The following is a 15,493-nucleotide window of genomic DNA, read 5'->3' on the forward strand; positions in this document are numbered from 1 at the left end:
ATATTGATAATCCTATCGGAATTATCAACATTCCAACACCACAGAATCATCATTATGAGATAATTAAAATATAAATATTAACTTTGAAGAACTAGGCTAGTGCTTTTCATAGGATACGGTGTTCCAATGCTTTTTACTCATGTGGTATCCTGGTTGGATACAGCTGTATTCTGCACGAAGTTCTTCGGCGTAGTCGGGGTCGCATTTTAGGTTGATGGCTTTTTCGCCATATTCCCATTTTTTCAACCCTATTAAGGCAAACATTTTTCCTAATACTTTAAACACAAGGGTATCTTCATCAAAAGGAAAGTCTTCTGATACGCCTTTTTTGCTTAAACAATATTGATGTAGTTGTTCTATGTTCATTATAAAAGTCTTTCCATTACTTTTTCAGGATGCTTTAACTCAGTATATCCAAATTGCATATAAAGTTTATGGGCATCGGAAGTTTTCAGCATCCAAACTTTACACGATTGCAATTGCGGTTCTTCATTTATAGCTTTCATCAATTGTTTTGAATAGCCTTTGCCTCTATATTCTGGCAAAATAAAAACATCCATCACATATGCGAAAACGGTATAATCGGTTGCAATTCTTGCAAAACCTATTTGTTTCCCATCTATATAAACCCCAAAACACAAACAATTATCAATTGTTTTCTTTACTTCATCAAAAGTTCTTCCCTTTGCCCAATAGGTTGTGGTTAAAAATTGATGAATCACATCCATTTGAAGTTTGCTTTTATCTGTAGAAATTTCAATCATGGCTTTCCTATGTCACCTAAATGCGTATGCTTAAAATTATCAAAATATTTCAATCCATAACCAAAAATTCTATCAAAAGAAGCATGAGAGAACAACATAACGCCCAACAACTGCACAATCTCATTTTGAAAATACATACCAACTACATAAACCAAAATTGCAATGCCCTTGTGATGAAACACATTATATGCTATGGCTCCAACTTTTGTATTTACAAAATACCCCAGCATGCTAATATCAGGAAGCAGAATTAAAACCAAAAACCACCACCAACTGAAACTTAATTGGCTAAAAGCAAAAATTCCTAGAAGGAACATCATGAGTTCTTCTAATTTTAAAACAATCTTCATTATTCTATAATTTTATATAAAACTGGCTTGCTAGGTGTGGCATCATTTTCAAAAGGGGCTATTTGAAGGTTTAAAATATAACTGCCATCTTCAATTTTATTGGCAACATAAATAAATTCTGTTATGGTAGCGTCCAGCCTTAATTTGCCATCAAAATTCCAAAAGGCCTTGTGCGCCAATAATTTTCCGCCGTCGTATTCCCTATCCACACTTGGCAAATCAATCAGCAAATGTTTAATGCCTTTATTGCGAATAAACACCATGGCTTCTTCTGTAATATAGGTCCAATTGGTATTGGAATACTGGCGTTTTTTTTTATCTTTTGTATTCGGCATCGTTCTTATAACCAATGCCTCAGGTGTATTATCTTTTAACAGAAGTTCTATTTGCTTTTTTGAAATAACAGTATCTTTCATGTATTTTTCGGCAGCCACAGAAATTAATTCTGCCGTGAAAAAAAACTGTTTTAGGTTCTTGTTTACGGAATGAAACGCTTTAGTTATATGCCCAACGCATTCGGTATGGGTTCCATGGGCATGCGGACTGAATTGAATGTTGTTGAAATTAACCGATGCACCTTTTTCGACGCTTCCCACCCAATCATCAATAATTACGGGCTCCATTTTAGGCTCTCCAATATACCATGCATTTACGTTGCTTTTTGAAGCTTTTAAGGGTATTGAAATATCGAGCGGTTTAGATAAATCTATTTGATATTTTTTAGACTTGTATTGAATGGTAGCAATCATAGTCTCAAATATAATCAAATCATAAACAAATCGGATGCTATACCATCGGCTAAAAATTTGCCTTTTTTAGTGGTTGTTAAAACGCTTTCATGCGATTGCTCACTAAGTTTTGAAATGCTAAGCAGTTCTAAATTCACAAATTTCTCTGAAGTTTTAAGCAGATGTTCTAAAAATGGCTTCCCAAAATCCTGCTCCACTTTTTCTAAGGAAACGCCCCAAACCGTTCGTAAACCTGTCATGACATATTCGTTGAATTTATCTGTTTTGGAAAGTGTTTCCGTTTCTATTGGCAGTATATCTTGTTCTAACGATTTTATATATTTTGAATTATTACGCACATTCCAACCCCGTTCATTGCCATTGAACGAATGTGCCGATGGGCCAATACCCAAGTACGATTTCCCTTGCCAATAAGCCGAGTTGTTTTTACTAAAATAATCAGGTTTTCCAAAGTTTGACAATTCATAATGTACAAACCCTGAAGCTTCTAATACTTCAATTAAAATATGGAATTGCTGTTGCGCCAAATCATCATCAACATTTTTAATAAGCCCTTTTTTTATAAAAGCATCCAAAGCGGTTTTAGGTTCTACTGTTAAGGCATAACTTGATATGTGTGGAATGTTGAAGCCTAAAACAGTTTCAATGTTTTTTATCCAGTTCTCATTTGTTAGCCCTGGAATTCCGTAAATCAAATCGATGGAAATATTATCAAAATGTTTTGTAGCTTCTTGCAAACATTTTTTGGCTTCGTCGGCATTGTGTGCGCGATTCATAAGTTTTAGATCGGCTTCGAAGAAGGATTGGATGCCTATAGAAAGTCTGTTAATTCCAATTTCTAAGTAATTTTCAAAAATGGAATTACGAGTGAGACCTCTCGACTGCGCTCGAGGTGACATTTGGGATTGAATCAAATCATCTGGATTTGCTTCCAAAGTAATCTCTGGATTTTCTGCAACTTTATAGTTTTTATAAACCGTATCAATCAAAAATCGTAACTCATCAATCGTCAATAAAGAAGGTGTGCCGCCTCCAAAATAAATGGTTTCAACGGTTTTGTTTTTGAATTCATCTTTACGCAAAACCAATTCTTTGGCCAAAGCATTCACCAACGCATCCTTCTTATTCAACGATGTTGAAAAATGAAAGTCGCAATAATGACATGCTTGTTTGCAAAATGGAATATGGATGTAAATGCCAAAAGCCCCACCTAGCCTCCCCAAAGGGGAGGAAATCTCACTCAAAATCATTTCTTTACGCTTTTTATCCCCCCTTTGGGGGTAAGGGGGCTTTTGGATATTCTGGTGCTATTCTGCTTTACAAAAGCATCCCAACCGGAATAGCTTTTTCCAATTTCTACTTTTCCTTCGTTATAAAAATGGCACACCGCAGCTGCCAAACCATCGGTAGCATCCAGATTTTTTGGCAATGTTTTCAAACCCAATAAACTTTGAAGCATTTTTGCCACTTGTTCTTTAGTGGCATTTCCGTTGCCGGTAATAGCCATTTTAATTTTTTTTGGCGAATACTCTGTAATGGGGATTTCCCGACTTAAACCTGCTGCCATGGCAACACCTTGGGCACGCCCTAGCTTTAACATACTTTGCACATTTTTACCAAAAAATGGTGCTTCAATGGCAATTTCGTCTGGGTTGTGGGTGTCTATAAGTTCAATAGTCCGTTCAAAAATGAGCTTTAATTTTAGGTAGTGGTCGTCGTACTTTTTTAAATCGAGTTCGTTCAATTGTAAAAAAGACATGGTTTTACCCACAACTTTAATAAGTCCGAACCCCATAATGGTAGTTCCAGGGTCAATACCTAAAATAATTTTTTCTTTACTCATTAACGTACGCTTATTTGATATGATACCAGAATAATGGTTTAATTTGCAGCTTGAGTTTATGATATACCTGTTGCCATACAAAACTAAACAATTCTTTTTTGTGCTTATTAAAATAAGCATTGTTGTTGCAGCATTTTATTTTATATACATAAAACTGACCCAAAACACAGATTTTGATTACCCAATCTTTTTTGACTTTTCAACCAAAAACAACCTGTTTTCCATAAAAATCATGCTTTTTTTATTGGTTTTAACTGGTTTTAACTGGTTTTTTGAAATTCTAAAATGGCAAAAATTAACCGCTTCAGTAAAAAAAATAAGTTTTAAAAATGCCTTAGAACAAAGTTTGGGTTCTTTAACCGCTTCGTTATTTACACCCAACCGCATTGGTGAATATGGCGCCAAAGCCATTTACTACACAAAGGATTACAGAAAACGCATCATGCTAATCAACCTATTAAGTAACGTTTTGCAAATGGGCGTTACCTGTATTTTGGGTGTAGTTGGGTTTAGTTTTTTTGTTTCAAAATATCCTATTTCAATTAATTATTCTAAAATATTGCTTCTATCCATACTCACGGTTTTTCTAATAGGCTTTGCAATTTTCATATTAAGCAAAACGAAATTCCGTATTAAAGGGTTTTCTTTTGAAAAAATAAAGACGTTCATTTTAAATTTTCCTAAAAAACTCATTGTTTACGGGTTTTGTTTTTCGCTATTGCGTTATGCGTTTTTTTCATTTCAATTTTATTATTTATTAACCGTTTTCGGAATAAACATTTCCTATTTACAGGCGATGATGGTAATTTCCACCATGTATTTATTAGCCTCCATATTGCCTTCTATTTTTATTTTTGATGTGGTTATAAAAGGAAGTGTTGCTGTTTATTTATTCAGCTTTCTTGGAATAAATACATTAACCGTTTTAAGCATCGTAACCGTAATGTGGTTTTTTAATTTTGTGCTCCCAAGCATTATGGGTAGCTATTTTGTTTTAAATTTTAATTTCCCTAAAGATTAACCATGATTTTAATCAGTATTACCATAACTGTTTTGTACTTACTTTTAATTGGAAGTTTCACCATTGGCTTTGACAAGGTAACACTTTTTAAACTTGAAGATTTACCTGCTAAAACAAAATTTTCAGTGGTGATTCCCTTTCGAAATGAAGCTGAAAATTTATCTGCTTTATTGCAAACCATCCGTTCTTTAGAATATCCCAAGGAATTATTTGAAGTTATTTTTGTTGATGACGCATCGGAAGATGATTCAGTAGAAATTATTAAAAACTTCATAAATGAAAGATCCTTTGATGATGCTCTGATAAGCATTCGAGTTATTTCAAACGAACGTAAAACAAATTCACCAAAAAAAGACGCCATTACCACAGCCATAAAACAAGCAAAAAATGAATGGATTATAACCACCGATGCCGATTGTTTAGTACCTAAATACTGGCTTGATAGTTTTGATGAATACATTCAAAAAAGTAATGTCCAATGTATAGCGGCACCTGTAACCTATGTTATAAAAAATAGCTTTCTAGATCGGTTTCAGCTTTTGGACCTATTCAGTTTACAAGGCGCAACCATGGGCGGTTTTGGCATAAACAAACCCTTTTTGTGCAATGGTGCTAATTTTGCCTATACCAAAGCTCTGTTCAATGAATTACATGGGTTTGATGGCAATACCCACACGGCAAGCGGCGACGATATTTTTATGTTGGAGAAAGTCGCTAAAAAACACCCAAAACAACTCCACTATTTAAAATGCGAATTAGCTACTATTTTTACCAGAACACAACCAACCTGGAATGCTTTACTATCACAACGTGTACGTTGGGCAGCAAAAACCAGCACTTACAACAATTGGTTTGGAAAGCTTACAGGACTTGTAGTTTTACTTATGAACGCGCTCATTATAACCTTACTGACACTTACAGTTATTGGCATTTTCAATTTGAAGGTTTTTATATATCTAGTAATAATAAAATTTAATATCGATTTCTTTTTAATTTATAAATCGGCTATATTTTTCAATCAAAAAGGGGTGCTAAAAAGCTTTATTGTAAGTTTTATGTACTATCCTTTTTTTAGTGTTTATGTAGCTTCTACATCGCTATTTTCAAGCTATAAATGGAAAGGGCGCACTTTTAAAAAATAACATTAATTGGCTTGTATAATAACCGGTAGTTCGAATTCAGTTTTTACTTGCTGACCTCGTTTTATAGCCGGAAATACTTTGGGCAATGAATCTAAACTTGAATAAATTAAAGCTTCAATATTTGGTATTTCTTTCATTATTAAACTATCTGTATCAATATTTAAAAGTGACAGAATACCTGTTTCAGATACTTGGAATTTTAAATTGATGGTATCGGTTACATCTTGGGTTACAACTATGGAGTCTTTTTGGAGCTTTTCTAAAATATGAGTGGTTAAAACCTCAGTAAAACAAGTGGTTTTCCCGTTTTTGGTTTCAATAGAATCACACTCCGAAAAAGTTGGATAAACATCTACATCGTTCCAATTAAACGTTTGCAACTCTTCATTTAAAATGGCTTCGGGAGTTGTTTTTTTTGCATTGAAATACTCGCAAGACGTAAGCGCTAAAACTAATATAAAAACACAAATTTGCTTCATAGATTAAAACTGAAGCCGAAAAGTACAATTTTTTTGGTTTTTATATAATCAAAAACAAAAAAACCGAAGCTTTAACTTCGGTTTTTATCTAATTTACTTAAATTACTCTTTTTTATCCTGAGATTTATCGTCTTGAACCTGAAAAACTATTGGTAAAGAATAAGGTACAGTTACTTTTTTGCCTTTTTGTTCCCCAGGAATCATTTTTGGCAAGGTTTTAATAACACGAATGGCTTCTGCCTCTAAAGCGGGATGTGGTGCTCTAGAACGGACTTCTGTAATATTCCCTTCTTTATCAATTTTAAAAATAACGTTTATACGCTGCCTTCCAACTAAATTGTTTTCTTCAGCTATTTTAGTATTAAAATTTTTATTTACATGATCTGCAATACTTTTTGACATACACGCTTTCCGTTCTTCATTGGTTTCTAATGTTTCACAATCTGGAAATATAGGGACATGCTCTACCACACCAAATGGCACTTCTACATCATTTAAATATTTTTTCTCACTCTTATCACTAAACTTAGATGGAGAATACAACCTATAAAGGTTGCCTTCCTTTGAATAAATTTCCAATAGTCCGTAACCCTCAGGAATTTGCTCACTTTCATTATGCAGACTATAAACTAACTCTTGATTTTCTGAGTTGAAATCTGCCCAAATCACATAATTTGGGTTCGATTTTAAAAAATTTTCTTGTTTTTGTTTTGACTCATTAGCCTCTTCTAAAGCCAACTTATCAGAATTGACCTCTACAATATTAACCGTGTAAGTGTATTCACTTAAATCTTTACTCAATATTCCCATTTCATTTTGAACGGTACAAGCTGAATAAATAAGCATTGCAACAACTAACGGAATTAATAAAGCATACTTTAACAAATTAATTTGTTTTGATTTTGATTTTTGTAACATAACGATTCGTTTTTTGATTAATGATTGTTTAAAAAATGGATTGATGAATGAAATATTTTTAGTTTCGAAAACTTGTGATAGAAGATTTTGATAATAACTGGCCTTATCCTCATTTACTACCATTTTTGCATCGGCAATAAACTCATGAAGCAACATGATTCTGTTTTGATACATATACACTAAAGGATTAAACCAAAAAAGAATGCGCAGTACTTCAAAAAACAACAAATCTAGCGTGTGTTTTTCTTTAACATGAATAATTTCGTGCTTTAAAATGGAGGCTTTTTCATGGTCGTTTAAACGCTCTCCCAAAAATATAAAGTGTAAAAATGAAAAAGCAACATTACTGTTTTGGAGTTTTACAATAGATAACTGCCCTAGTTTACTTTTAGGGTTTCTAGCAAGCAACCAAACAATTTTTGAAACTTTAAAAACAAAACCAATGAATGCTAATAGCACGCCCATGTACAGAATTATTTCCCAGTTAAATAGTGCTGCAGACTCAGTTATTAATGCGTCTAGTTGTAAATTTGATGGATTATTTTGCTTGACATTGCCAATAACAACTTCTGGAAGGTTTATTATAAATTCTTGAGGCAACGTTTCTTTAAAACTATCAATTTTAATAAACGGGATAATAACTGATGCTAATGCTGAAGTGATTAAATAAACCCTGTTCCAATTAAAAAAAGTTTCTCTTTTTAAAAACGCATCATAAATGAGCAAAAAAACTAATTGAAACGCTACAACCTGTATAATATAATGTGCCATAACTATTCTTCTTTATTAATCTCTTTTAGTACAGATTCTAGTTCTTTTAAACTGATATCATTTTTCTTCATAAAAAATGACACCATACTTTTAAAAGACCCTTGAAAATAATTATCTACCAAACTATTAATAGATTGATTGCTATATTCTTGTTGTTGTAACAATGGAAAATAGATATGCCCCTTGCCTTCTTTCTCATAATCTACAAAACCTTTGCTCTCTAATATTCTAACAATGGTTGAAACCGTATTGTAAGCTGGTTTGGGTTCTGGAAATTCTTCTATTATGGCTTTCACATTGGCTTTTTTAAGTTTCCAAAGTATTTGCATAATATCCTCTTCTGCTTTTGTAAGTTGTTTCATTTTTATACCTTTTTTTAAACTTTGTCTTGTGCCAAAATCCTCTTGGATTTTTTCATAAATAAGCAAGAATAAGCAAATTAATTATAGCCTTTCTTATCAACTGATATTAGTTCGGCAAGTTTTATATTTAGTTTATCCCCTTGTAAATTTCTATCCACGATTGTTCCATCCCTATCAATTAAAAAATTCGCGGGAATTGTATGGATTCCATAAATTAATGAAGCAGAATTATAACTACCTTTTAAATCACTAACATGAAGCCACGGCAATTTGTCTTTTGCTATTGCATTAAGCCAATTTATTTTGTCAGAATCTAATGAAACAGCAAATATTTCAAAGCCATAAGGATTATATTTTTCATAAGTTTTTACCAAATTTGGATTTTCCTTTCTGCATGGCCCACAAAGCGAGCCCCAAAACTCCAATAAAACAATTTTATCTTTAAGGTCTGAAAGTTTTTTAATTTTCCCATTTGTATCTTCCAGTTCAAAATCAATATACCTTTCACCTACATTTGGAGTTTTGTTCAGTTCAATAAATTTTGAAATTCTTTTTCCGTACTCTGAATTTTTATTTTCTGTAGAAAACAGATCGAAAAGTTCTTTAGTCTTTTCCTTTCCCCATGTTTTAGAATATACAGCTAAAACGGCCATACTAACAATACTATTAGGGTTGTTTTTTACAAATTCCATTTCTTTTTTTTGTCTTTCATCTTTAGAAAGACCATCAATTTCTTTACGAAGTCTTTGTTTTAAATCTTCTGTAATAGAACCCGTAACATTTGCTTGCTTGAAATCAGTTTTTCTTGCATCAAATATCATTTCATTATTTTCAAGCCATAAATACCTGTATTTAGAACGGTCTTTTGTATGTAAAACAACTCTTAAAGGTGATTCAGTTAATTTAGTATGAAAGTAAAAAGAATTATTTTCGACTTTTGCAGAGTCTATTATTTTCTTCTCTAAAATATTATCTAAATAAAGGAATGTTCCGTTTTGAATTGCGTTTGTAAATCCTGTTAAAGAAAATTCTTTTGTAGTTTTTTGTGAATTACAAGAAATAGCTGTTAAAGCTAATAACCCGAAAATTATTTTTCTCATAACTGTTAATTTAGTTGAATAAAACAAATATAACTAAAATTTTAGTTCAAACTAATTTTTTAGTTACAAATTTTTGTAAAAGAAGAAACCCTATGGGTCTCTCACATCCATAGGGTTTATGTAAATTGCTATTATCAACAAAAAAATTGAGGGATTACAAGTTTTTTAGAAGTGTTGATAGTACAAAGGTACAAATAACATATCTTTTTGAGTTACGGTAAACCCGTAATAATACTACGGGTTAAACATAGAATTCAAGTATAGCAAGCAAATTGGGGCCAAAAAAAATTAAAAAAAATTACATAAACATCAACTCTTTGCGCTTCATTACACAAATCCTTTACTTTTTGCAGCATTCACAAGTGTTTCATCTTGTCCATCCTGCACATCAAAAATCTCTCTTAATTGTTTTTTACGTTTTTCAATGGCGCTTAATGAAAGATCTAAATGAGGTGCTAAATTTTTAGTTTTAATACCTTGAGACAATAAGTGAAGTATTTTTCGATTTTTTTCATCAATTACAATATCACTAGCAATTGCTTTTCTTATATAACTATTAACGGTACCGCTGTAAAATGGTGGATTGTTAAGTACTGCTTGAAAAGCACTAGCAAGTTCACTGGATGTTAAATCACTTTTAATTAAAAACCCTTCCGGATCTATAGTTTTTATAATGTTATGAATTCTAAACGATTCATTAAACATGGTTAAGATTATAATTTTCGATTTTGGCAATACCTTACGTGCATAAGCTGCTAAATCTTCACCTGAAGTCATTAAACCATCCGATGATGGTGGCAAACTAATATCAACAAACAACACATCGTATAGATTATCTTTTTCTACAGATTTATCCATAAATGCTATGGCTTCATCACAATTGTTGGCGATATCAATTTCTAATTGCTGACTTTCTTTTTTTGTAAAAAGCAACGTGTTTTGATAACCTTCAATAATCATTGGGTGGTCATCAATCATTAAAATTCTAATTTTTTGGTTCATAAATTTGGTTAGGTCATTGGGACTTGTATGGTTACTTTTGTGCCTGTATCTTTTTCAGATGTTATATCTATAACACCATTTATTTCATTAATTCTAGAGTTCATGTTTTTTAAGCCAATACCCGATTTGGCTTTTTGAACATCAAATCCAGTACCGTCATCGATTAGCGTTAGCCAAATTACATTATTTTTTAATTCAAAACTAACATTAACTTGAGTTGCACTTGCATGCTTATAAATATTATGTAAAGATTCTTGAATAATTCTATAAATATGTATCTTTTTCTTATTAGAAACTTCATCCCAATTTATAGTATCATCATGGTTGAATTTATATGAAAGTTTATAAACTGTTGCCTGCGTTATTACAAGTGTTTTAATTATATCTACAAATCCAGAACCTGAAACAAAATCGGTATTTAACTCGTGCGATACTTTTCTAATATCCTCTTCAATTGTTTTTAGCTCATTAATGTATTGTTCTCTATTTTTAATAGCTTCCATAGAACTACTCATATTTAAGCTATCCAAGCTCAATCTGGTTCCAAACAAACGCCCTAAAATACCATCGTGTAATTCTTCTGAAATACGCTTTTTCTCTAAAGTTCTTGCTTCTTCAATTTTTTCGTTTTGAGAAAGCATTAGGTTATAAATTTCTTCGTTCGTTTCTTGTTGTTCTTGTATAAACTGTAGTTCTTTATTTTTACTTCTTTGCATAATTACAAGGTATAATAAAAATGATGCAATAATAACAGCTACTGAAATGACTAAAAGCCACAATCTCTCTTTGGCTATTTGAATATTTTCTTCTTCTATTTGGTTGGTTTCAAAACGGATTCTTGCAAATTTGTTTCTAATGGTTCGTTCGTTTTTTTGCAAACTATCATTTAAGCTTATATAGGATTTTAAATGTTTAACAGCAAGCTCTCCTTCTTCAATTTTTGAAAGTAACAATAGTGATTTTAATAAATCGTCGTTATGGTATTTCTCTGAAATATCCTTAGCTATATATGCATAATGTTTAGCCAAATCTTTATTCCCTTTACCATTGTAATATTCCGCTATATGCTCATTGATAATAATAGTGTTATAACCTCTGTAATTTATACTATCACTAATCTTTAATGCTTTAAAATATAATCCAGGAAGCTGTTCATGCTTATTTAATAAATATAAAGTATGCGCATAATTATCCAATACAAGTGCATACATACTACGGTTTTCCTTAATAAACTCTTTATCCTGTAATATTTGATTATAATAATTTATAGCTAAATCAAATTGCTTTGCGTTTTTGTAAGTATTCCCTATATTATTCTTAGAGATATTTATTGTTTCTTTATTATTGCCTTTTAATTTCTCCTTAAGTTCAATAGCCTTCGTATGGTATTTAATGGATTCATCAAATTGCTCTAGTTCTTTAAAAACTATCCCAAGGTTATTATATATAAAAGATTTTAAATTTATTATATCATCTGTTTTATTTAATGATTCCAACAATGATAATGCATCAACGCACGACACTTCGCTACCAATAAAATCTTTTTCATTCTTTTGTATAACAGCAATACCATATAATGTTAAAGCTAGTCTATACTTAGTTTTTAATTGTCTAAATATTTTCTCAGCATGATGGTAATGATAAAAAGCACTATCGGTTAAAGGAGTTGCTTTTCTATAATATTCCGCAATGGTATAATGGGCCTCTGCAATTGAAGAAGAGTCTATTTCTTTCGAATTTAGAACAAATTGCTTTAGGGAAGCAATCTTTTTTAAATCTTTACTTTGTTGCCCAAAGGAATAATTTAAAAAAACTATAATTGCTATATATAAGAAATTAAATTTCAACTAAAGGGATTATTATTCATTCCCTCAAAAGTATTTATAATTTCTTGATAAAAAAAGCCCTTTACAATACTACTGTAAAGGGTCTTTTTTTTTTATTTAAATAATAAAATAATTTTTTTATTGATCAATATCTCCTCCTGTATAAAGCGTTTCTTGAGTATTTGGAGATCTTAATACATCATCCTCATTCAAGTCTTGTTTAGTGCAAGAAGTTAGTGATGCGAAAATAACTGCTACAATTAAAGTAATTTTTAGGGATTTCATAAATATTTGGTTTTAAGGTTAATTTATTTTTTCTTACAAATTCTAAAACAAACGTTAACTGGACTTTGAAAAACAAAATCGTTGTTAGAGGGAAAAAATGGATAATTAACTTAAAATCAAACGCACACAAAAGCACACAGATTCTTTAAATACTATTTTGAGGGAAATATGACTTTTCAGTCAAAAGGGAATGGATTAATATAACTTAAAATTGTAGGCCAAATTTAGGAAAACAATTTTTAAGCGGACTCTAATGTAAACTAAATTAGATTCACAAAAAAACTTAATTAGATTAAATGCATGTTTTTATCGATTAAGTGCAATTCAATTAACAGAATATATTATTTTTACTACAATGTGGATTTGCTTTTTATCAATGTTGTCTTGACAATTTTTGTCTTAACATCCATATCACTCGACTTATTTTGAAGTCTGTTAATTAATAATTGAGCAGCACTAGCGCCAATTTCTTTGGCATGCTGTCTTATAGTAGTTAATTGAGGAATGGTATGATAAGAATCTGATTTACTTGCGTAACCTATTACCGATATGTTTTTAGGCACTTTCAAACCTAATTTAACCGCTGTATTTATCGCAATAATTCCTGAAGCACTATCGGCAGCAATTATACCATCTATAGTTGTATTCTTTTTAAAAAAAGACATTATTTTTTTTTGTTGATCGTCTTTCTTTTTAATCTTTAAAATCAATGGTTCAGAAATGTTATTTTCCAATATTGCTTTTCTATAACCACGCTCTCTTAATTTACCCACACTAATTCCATCTAAAGTGCTTATAAATGCAATGTTTTTGCGTTTTTCAGAAAATAAAAATTTAGTAGCGTTGTAGGTAGAATCAAAATCGTCCACTATAACCTTATCACAAAGTACATCATGCGCCACTCTATCAAACATAACAATTGGCAAGCCTTGGCTAATTGTTTTTTTAAAATGATCAATTTCATTTTTTACCTGGGTTTCTTCTGCCAAACACATAATAAAACCATCAACACTTCCATTAGCCAACAACCTCAAGCTTTCTTTTTCCTGCTCTAAAGATTCGTTTGAAATACAGGTAATAATATTATAACCATACTTGGCAGCCTCTCTTTCAACACCAAAAAGCACTTTTGCCAAAAAATGGTTTAATATATCTGGAATAATAACCCCAATCGTTTTAGTCTTATTTTGTTTAAGGCTTAAAGCAACTTTATTGGGCTTATAATTATATAATTCTGCAAGCTCTTTTACACGCTTTACTGTTTCTTCGCCAATTTCCTCACTATTATTTAATGCTTTAGAAACCGTAGATATTGAAACATTCAACTCTTTTGCCAATTGTTTTAAAGTAACCATACTTGTTAACGTGTAAATAAATTTATTGCAATTTACAAAAATAGATATATCTAAATAAAGATTAATATTCAACCAAGCTATTTTCACTAATAAGCACAATAGATTCACATTAATCTAACACTTATTAAGTTTTAGAATGGTATTTTTGTCCATATATAATATTCCTATGAATTTTTCAAAAGTAAAATTGGTTGTTACAGATATGGATGGCACTTTGCTTAATCCAAAAAGTGAAGTCAGCCCACGGTTTTTTAATCAGTTTAATGAATTAAAAAAGAAAAACATTCACTTTGTTGCCGCCAGTGGCAGACAATATCAAAGCATTTTAGAAAAACTAGAAGCCATAAAAGACGAAATTTCAATTATTGCCGAAAATGGAGGCATGATGAAACATAATAATACAGAACATATTTTATTAAAATTAACCACAGAAAACATTGCAAAGTCTATTGAAATTTTACGTCAAATAGATGGTGTTTTTATTGTTTTATGCGGAAGAAAATCGGCTTACATAGAAAATACCAATCAAGAATTCGTTTCAAAATTCAATAAATATTACTCAGAATATCAAATTGTTGAAGATTTAACAAAAGTGACGGGTGATGATTTTCTAAAAATAGCGGTTTATCATTTTGAAAGTTCAGAAAAACACATTTTACCTTATATTGGCGAATTAAAAAATAATTTACAAGTTATTGTTTCTGGACAACATTGGTTGGACATATCGCATGCCAACGCCAATAAAGGATTTGCACTAAGCATGCTTCAAGAAAGCTTAGGAATAACCAAAGATGAAACCATGGTTTTTGGTGATTACAACAATGATTTACAAATGTTAGATCTGGCATATTTCAGTTTTGCTATGGAAAATGCCCACGATGATGTTAAAAAAGTAGCTCGCTTTCAAACCAAAAGCAACTCTGAAGAAGGTGTTGAAGCCATTTTAGAGCAAGTTATTAGCCATATTAATAATGATATTGACAAACCTATTACGCATTAACCAATAAAACTCATTTATATAAAAACAAAAACAGGTCCAGTTGTTATAAACTAGACCTGTTTTTGTTTCTTTTAATGTATGAGACTGCTATTTACCTAAAATCCTGAACATACCAGTACCACAAGATGGGCATTTACCTTTCATTGCTTTTCTACCATTTTTCATAGTTACTTCAGCAGCATCTTTTATTTCTTTTTTGTCTTTACATTTTACACAGTATCCTTCCATGATGATTGAGTTTTATTTTTATTAAAATTAATTTTTATAAATGTAAGTTTTATTCTAAGTGCGTGCAAATAAAAAATAAACATTATCTACTTTTTATTTAAAAAACTGTGCTTAAAACTCCTTTTGTAAGCACAAATAGGATTAACGGCGTTAATTACGCCATAAAATTTCTTAAAATCACCGAGAAAAAGATAATAAAAATGCTCCAATTATAAAAAAGGAGCATTTCATTTTTAACCAACAACGTAAGTTTTGATAACATTGTTGATTCGCTATTAATTTAGTTCAAAATTAATTT

General features: G+C 31.0%; 17 protein-coding genes and 1 pseudogene. 3 read left to right on the forward strand and 15 right to left on the reverse strand.

The window, feature by feature from the left end; all coding sequences use genetic code 11:
* Positions 1 to 111: 111 nt before the first annotated feature.
* The 6 genes and pseudogenes from J8H85_RS17675 to ruvC all read right to left on the reverse strand — a co-directional run.
* A pseudogene (locus J8H85_RS17675) lies at positions 112 to 366 on the reverse strand (MmcQ/YjbR family DNA-binding protein); the annotation flags it as partial.
* Positions 366 to 764, reverse strand: a complete 399-nt coding sequence (locus J8H85_RS17680; RefSeq protein WP_209656860.1) for a GNAT family N-acetyltransferase — start codon at positions 762 to 764, stop codon at positions 366 to 368. The pseudogene J8H85_RS17675 and the gene J8H85_RS17680, both read right to left, overlap by 1 nt.
* Positions 761 to 1,114 carry a DUF4260 domain-containing protein gene (locus J8H85_RS17685; RefSeq protein ID WP_209656862.1) on the reverse strand — a complete coding sequence of 118 codons (354 nt, stop codon included), beginning with the start codon at positions 1,112 to 1,114 and terminating at the stop codon, positions 761 to 763. Before J8H85_RS17685 ends, J8H85_RS17680 begins: the two co-directional genes overlap by 4 nt.
* Positions 1,114 to 1,863, reverse strand: coding sequence for a cyclase family protein (locus J8H85_RS17690; RefSeq protein ID WP_209656864.1), 750 nt, complete (start codon positions 1,861 to 1,863; stop codon positions 1,114 to 1,116). The genes J8H85_RS17685 and J8H85_RS17690 overlap by 1 nt, the downstream gene beginning before the upstream one ends.
* A gap of 14 nt (positions 1,864 to 1,877) precedes the next feature.
* On the reverse strand, positions 1,878 to 3,113 hold the full coding sequence (hemW, locus tag J8H85_RS17695; RefSeq protein WP_209656866.1) for a radical SAM family heme chaperone HemW: 1,236 nt from the start codon (positions 3,111 to 3,113) through the stop codon (positions 1,878 to 1,880).
* Positions 3,110 to 3,706: a crossover junction endodeoxyribonuclease RuvC gene (ruvC, locus tag J8H85_RS17700; RefSeq protein ID WP_209656868.1), complete on the reverse strand. Its 597-nt coding sequence runs from the start codon at positions 3,704 to 3,706 to the stop codon at positions 3,110 to 3,112. Before ruvC ends, hemW begins: the two co-directional genes overlap by 4 nt.
* Before the next feature lie 58 nt (positions 3,707 to 3,764).
* On the opposite strand from ruvC, the gene J8H85_RS17705 reads away from it, so the two are divergent.
* Positions 3,765 to 4,727, forward strand: coding sequence for a lysylphosphatidylglycerol synthase transmembrane domain-containing protein (locus J8H85_RS17705; protein ID WP_209656870.1), 963 nt, complete (start codon positions 3,765 to 3,767; stop codon positions 4,725 to 4,727).
* 2 nt (positions 4,728 to 4,729) lie between these two features.
* Positions 4,730 to 5,869, forward strand: coding sequence for a glycosyltransferase family 2 protein (locus J8H85_RS17710; protein WP_209656872.1), 1,140 nt, complete (start codon positions 4,730 to 4,732; stop codon positions 5,867 to 5,869).
* 2 nt (positions 5,870 to 5,871) lie between these two features.
* On the opposite strand, the gene J8H85_RS17715 is transcribed toward J8H85_RS17710, so the two are convergent.
* The 8 genes from J8H85_RS17715 to J8H85_RS17750 all read right to left on the reverse strand — a co-directional run bounded on the left by J8H85_RS17715 (position 5,872) and on the right by J8H85_RS17750 (position 13,967).
* The gene (locus tag J8H85_RS17715; protein ID WP_209656874.1) at positions 5,872 to 6,348 is read right to left on the reverse strand and encodes a hypothetical protein; all 477 of its coding nucleotides are present in this window, start codon (positions 6,346 to 6,348) and stop codon (positions 5,872 to 5,874) included.
* 102 nt (positions 6,349 to 6,450) lie between these two features.
* Positions 6,451 to 8,037 carry a M56 family metallopeptidase gene (locus J8H85_RS17720; protein WP_209656876.1) on the reverse strand — a complete coding sequence of 529 codons (1,587 nt, stop codon included), beginning with the start codon at positions 8,035 to 8,037 and terminating at the stop codon, positions 6,451 to 6,453.
* Between the two features lie 2 nt (positions 8,038 to 8,039).
* On the reverse strand, positions 8,040 to 8,399 hold the full coding sequence (locus J8H85_RS17725) for a BlaI/MecI/CopY family transcriptional regulator (RefSeq protein WP_209656878.1): 360 nt from the start codon (positions 8,397 to 8,399) through the stop codon (positions 8,040 to 8,042).
* 77 nt (positions 8,400 to 8,476) lie between these two features.
* Complete coding sequence (locus J8H85_RS17730; protein ID WP_209656880.1) at positions 8,477 to 9,499, reverse strand: TlpA disulfide reductase family protein; 1,023 nt, start codon at positions 9,497 to 9,499, stop codon at positions 8,477 to 8,479.
* Positions 9,500 to 9,826: 327 nt separating this feature from the next.
* Positions 9,827 to 10,501: a response regulator gene (locus J8H85_RS17735; RefSeq protein WP_209656882.1), complete on the reverse strand. Its 675-nt coding sequence runs from the start codon at positions 10,499 to 10,501 to the stop codon at positions 9,827 to 9,829.
* A gap of 8 nt (positions 10,502 to 10,509) precedes the next feature.
* Positions 10,510 to 12,348 carry an ATP-binding protein gene (locus J8H85_RS17740; protein ID WP_209656884.1) on the reverse strand — a complete coding sequence of 613 codons (1,839 nt, stop codon included), beginning with the start codon at positions 12,346 to 12,348 and terminating at the stop codon, positions 10,510 to 10,512.
* A gap of 117 nt (positions 12,349 to 12,465) precedes the next feature.
* Positions 12,466 to 12,612 (reverse strand): hypothetical protein, encoded by a 147-nt coding sequence (locus tag J8H85_RS17745; protein ID WP_209656886.1) that lies wholly within the window; start codon positions 12,610 to 12,612, stop codon positions 12,466 to 12,468.
* Positions 12,613 to 12,962: 350 nt separating this feature from the next.
* A complete protein-coding gene (locus tag J8H85_RS17750; RefSeq protein ID WP_209656888.1) occupies positions 12,963 to 13,967 on the reverse strand; it encodes a LacI family DNA-binding transcriptional regulator in 1,005 nt (334 codons plus the stop codon).
* A gap of 166 nt (positions 13,968 to 14,133) precedes the next feature.
* Here J8H85_RS17750 and J8H85_RS17755 point away from each other — a divergent pair, with 166 nt between their 5' ends.
* Positions 14,134 to 14,967, forward strand: a complete 834-nt coding sequence (locus tag J8H85_RS17755; protein WP_209656891.1) for an HAD family hydrolase — start codon at positions 14,134 to 14,136, stop codon at positions 14,965 to 14,967.
* 87 nt (positions 14,968 to 15,054) lie between these two features.
* On the opposite strand, the gene J8H85_RS17760 is transcribed toward J8H85_RS17755, so the two are convergent.
* Positions 15,055 to 15,195, reverse strand: a complete 141-nt coding sequence (locus tag J8H85_RS17760; protein ID WP_162880137.1) for a DUF5679 domain-containing protein — start codon at positions 15,193 to 15,195, stop codon at positions 15,055 to 15,057.
* Positions 15,196 to 15,493 lie beyond the last annotated feature (298 nt).

The organism is Mariniflexile gromovii (genome assembly GCF_017814435.1).
Classification (GTDB): Bacteria; Bacteroidota; Bacteroidia; order Flavobacteriales; family Flavobacteriaceae; genus Mariniflexile; species Mariniflexile gromovii.

Bases quoted from the DNA above. Each gene is read 5' to 3' on its own strand.
- J8H85_RS17680 (WP_209656860.1), bottom strand. From the start codon at position 764: ATGATTGAAATTTCTACAGATAAAAGCAAACTTCAAATGGATGTGATT.
- J8H85_RS17685 (WP_209656862.1), bottom strand. From the start codon at position 1,114: ATGAAGATTGTTTTAAAATTAGAAGAACTCATGATGTTCCTTCTAGGA.
- J8H85_RS17690 (WP_209656864.1), bottom strand. From the start codon at position 1,863: ATGATTGCTACCATTCAATACAAGTCTAAAAAATATCAAATAGATTTA.
- hemW (WP_209656866.1), bottom strand. From the start codon at position 3,113: ATGATTTTGAGTGAGATTTCCTCCCCTTTGGGGAGGCTAGGTGGGGCT.
- ruvC (WP_209656868.1), bottom strand. From the start codon at position 3,706: ATGAGTAAAGAAAAAATTATTTTAGGTATTGACCCTGGAACTACCATT.
- J8H85_RS17705 (WP_209656870.1), top strand. From the start codon at position 3,765: ATGATATACCTGTTGCCATACAAAACTAAACAATTCTTTTTTGTGCTT.
- J8H85_RS17710 (WP_209656872.1), top strand. From the start codon at position 4,730: ATGATTTTAATCAGTATTACCATAACTGTTTTGTACTTACTTTTAATT.
- J8H85_RS17715 (WP_209656874.1), bottom strand. From the start codon at position 6,348: ATGAAGCAAATTTGTGTTTTTATATTAGTTTTAGCGCTTACGTCTTGC.
- J8H85_RS17720 (WP_209656876.1), bottom strand. From the start codon at position 8,037: ATGGCACATTATATTATACAGGTTGTAGCGTTTCAATTAGTTTTTTTG.
- J8H85_RS17725 (WP_209656878.1), bottom strand. From the start codon at position 8,399: ATGAAACAACTTACAAAAGCAGAAGAGGATATTATGCAAATACTTTGG.
- J8H85_RS17730 (WP_209656880.1), bottom strand. From the start codon at position 9,499: ATGAGAAAAATAATTTTCGGGTTATTAGCTTTAACAGCTATTTCTTGT.
- J8H85_RS17735 (WP_209656882.1), bottom strand. From the start codon at position 10,501: ATGAACCAAAAAATTAGAATTTTAATGATTGATGACCACCCAATGATT.
- J8H85_RS17745 (WP_209656886.1), bottom strand. From the start codon at position 12,612: ATGAAATCCCTAAAAATTACTTTAATTGTAGCAGTTATTTTCGCATCA.
- J8H85_RS17750 (WP_209656888.1), bottom strand. From the start codon at position 13,967: ATGGTTACTTTAAAACAATTGGCAAAAGAGTTGAATGTTTCAATATCT.
- J8H85_RS17755 (WP_209656891.1), top strand. From the start codon at position 14,134: ATGAATTTTTCAAAAGTAAAATTGGTTGTTACAGATATGGATGGCACT.
- J8H85_RS17760 (WP_162880137.1), bottom strand. From the start codon at position 15,195: ATGGAAGGATACTGTGTAAAATGTAAAGACAAAAAAGAAATAAAAGAT.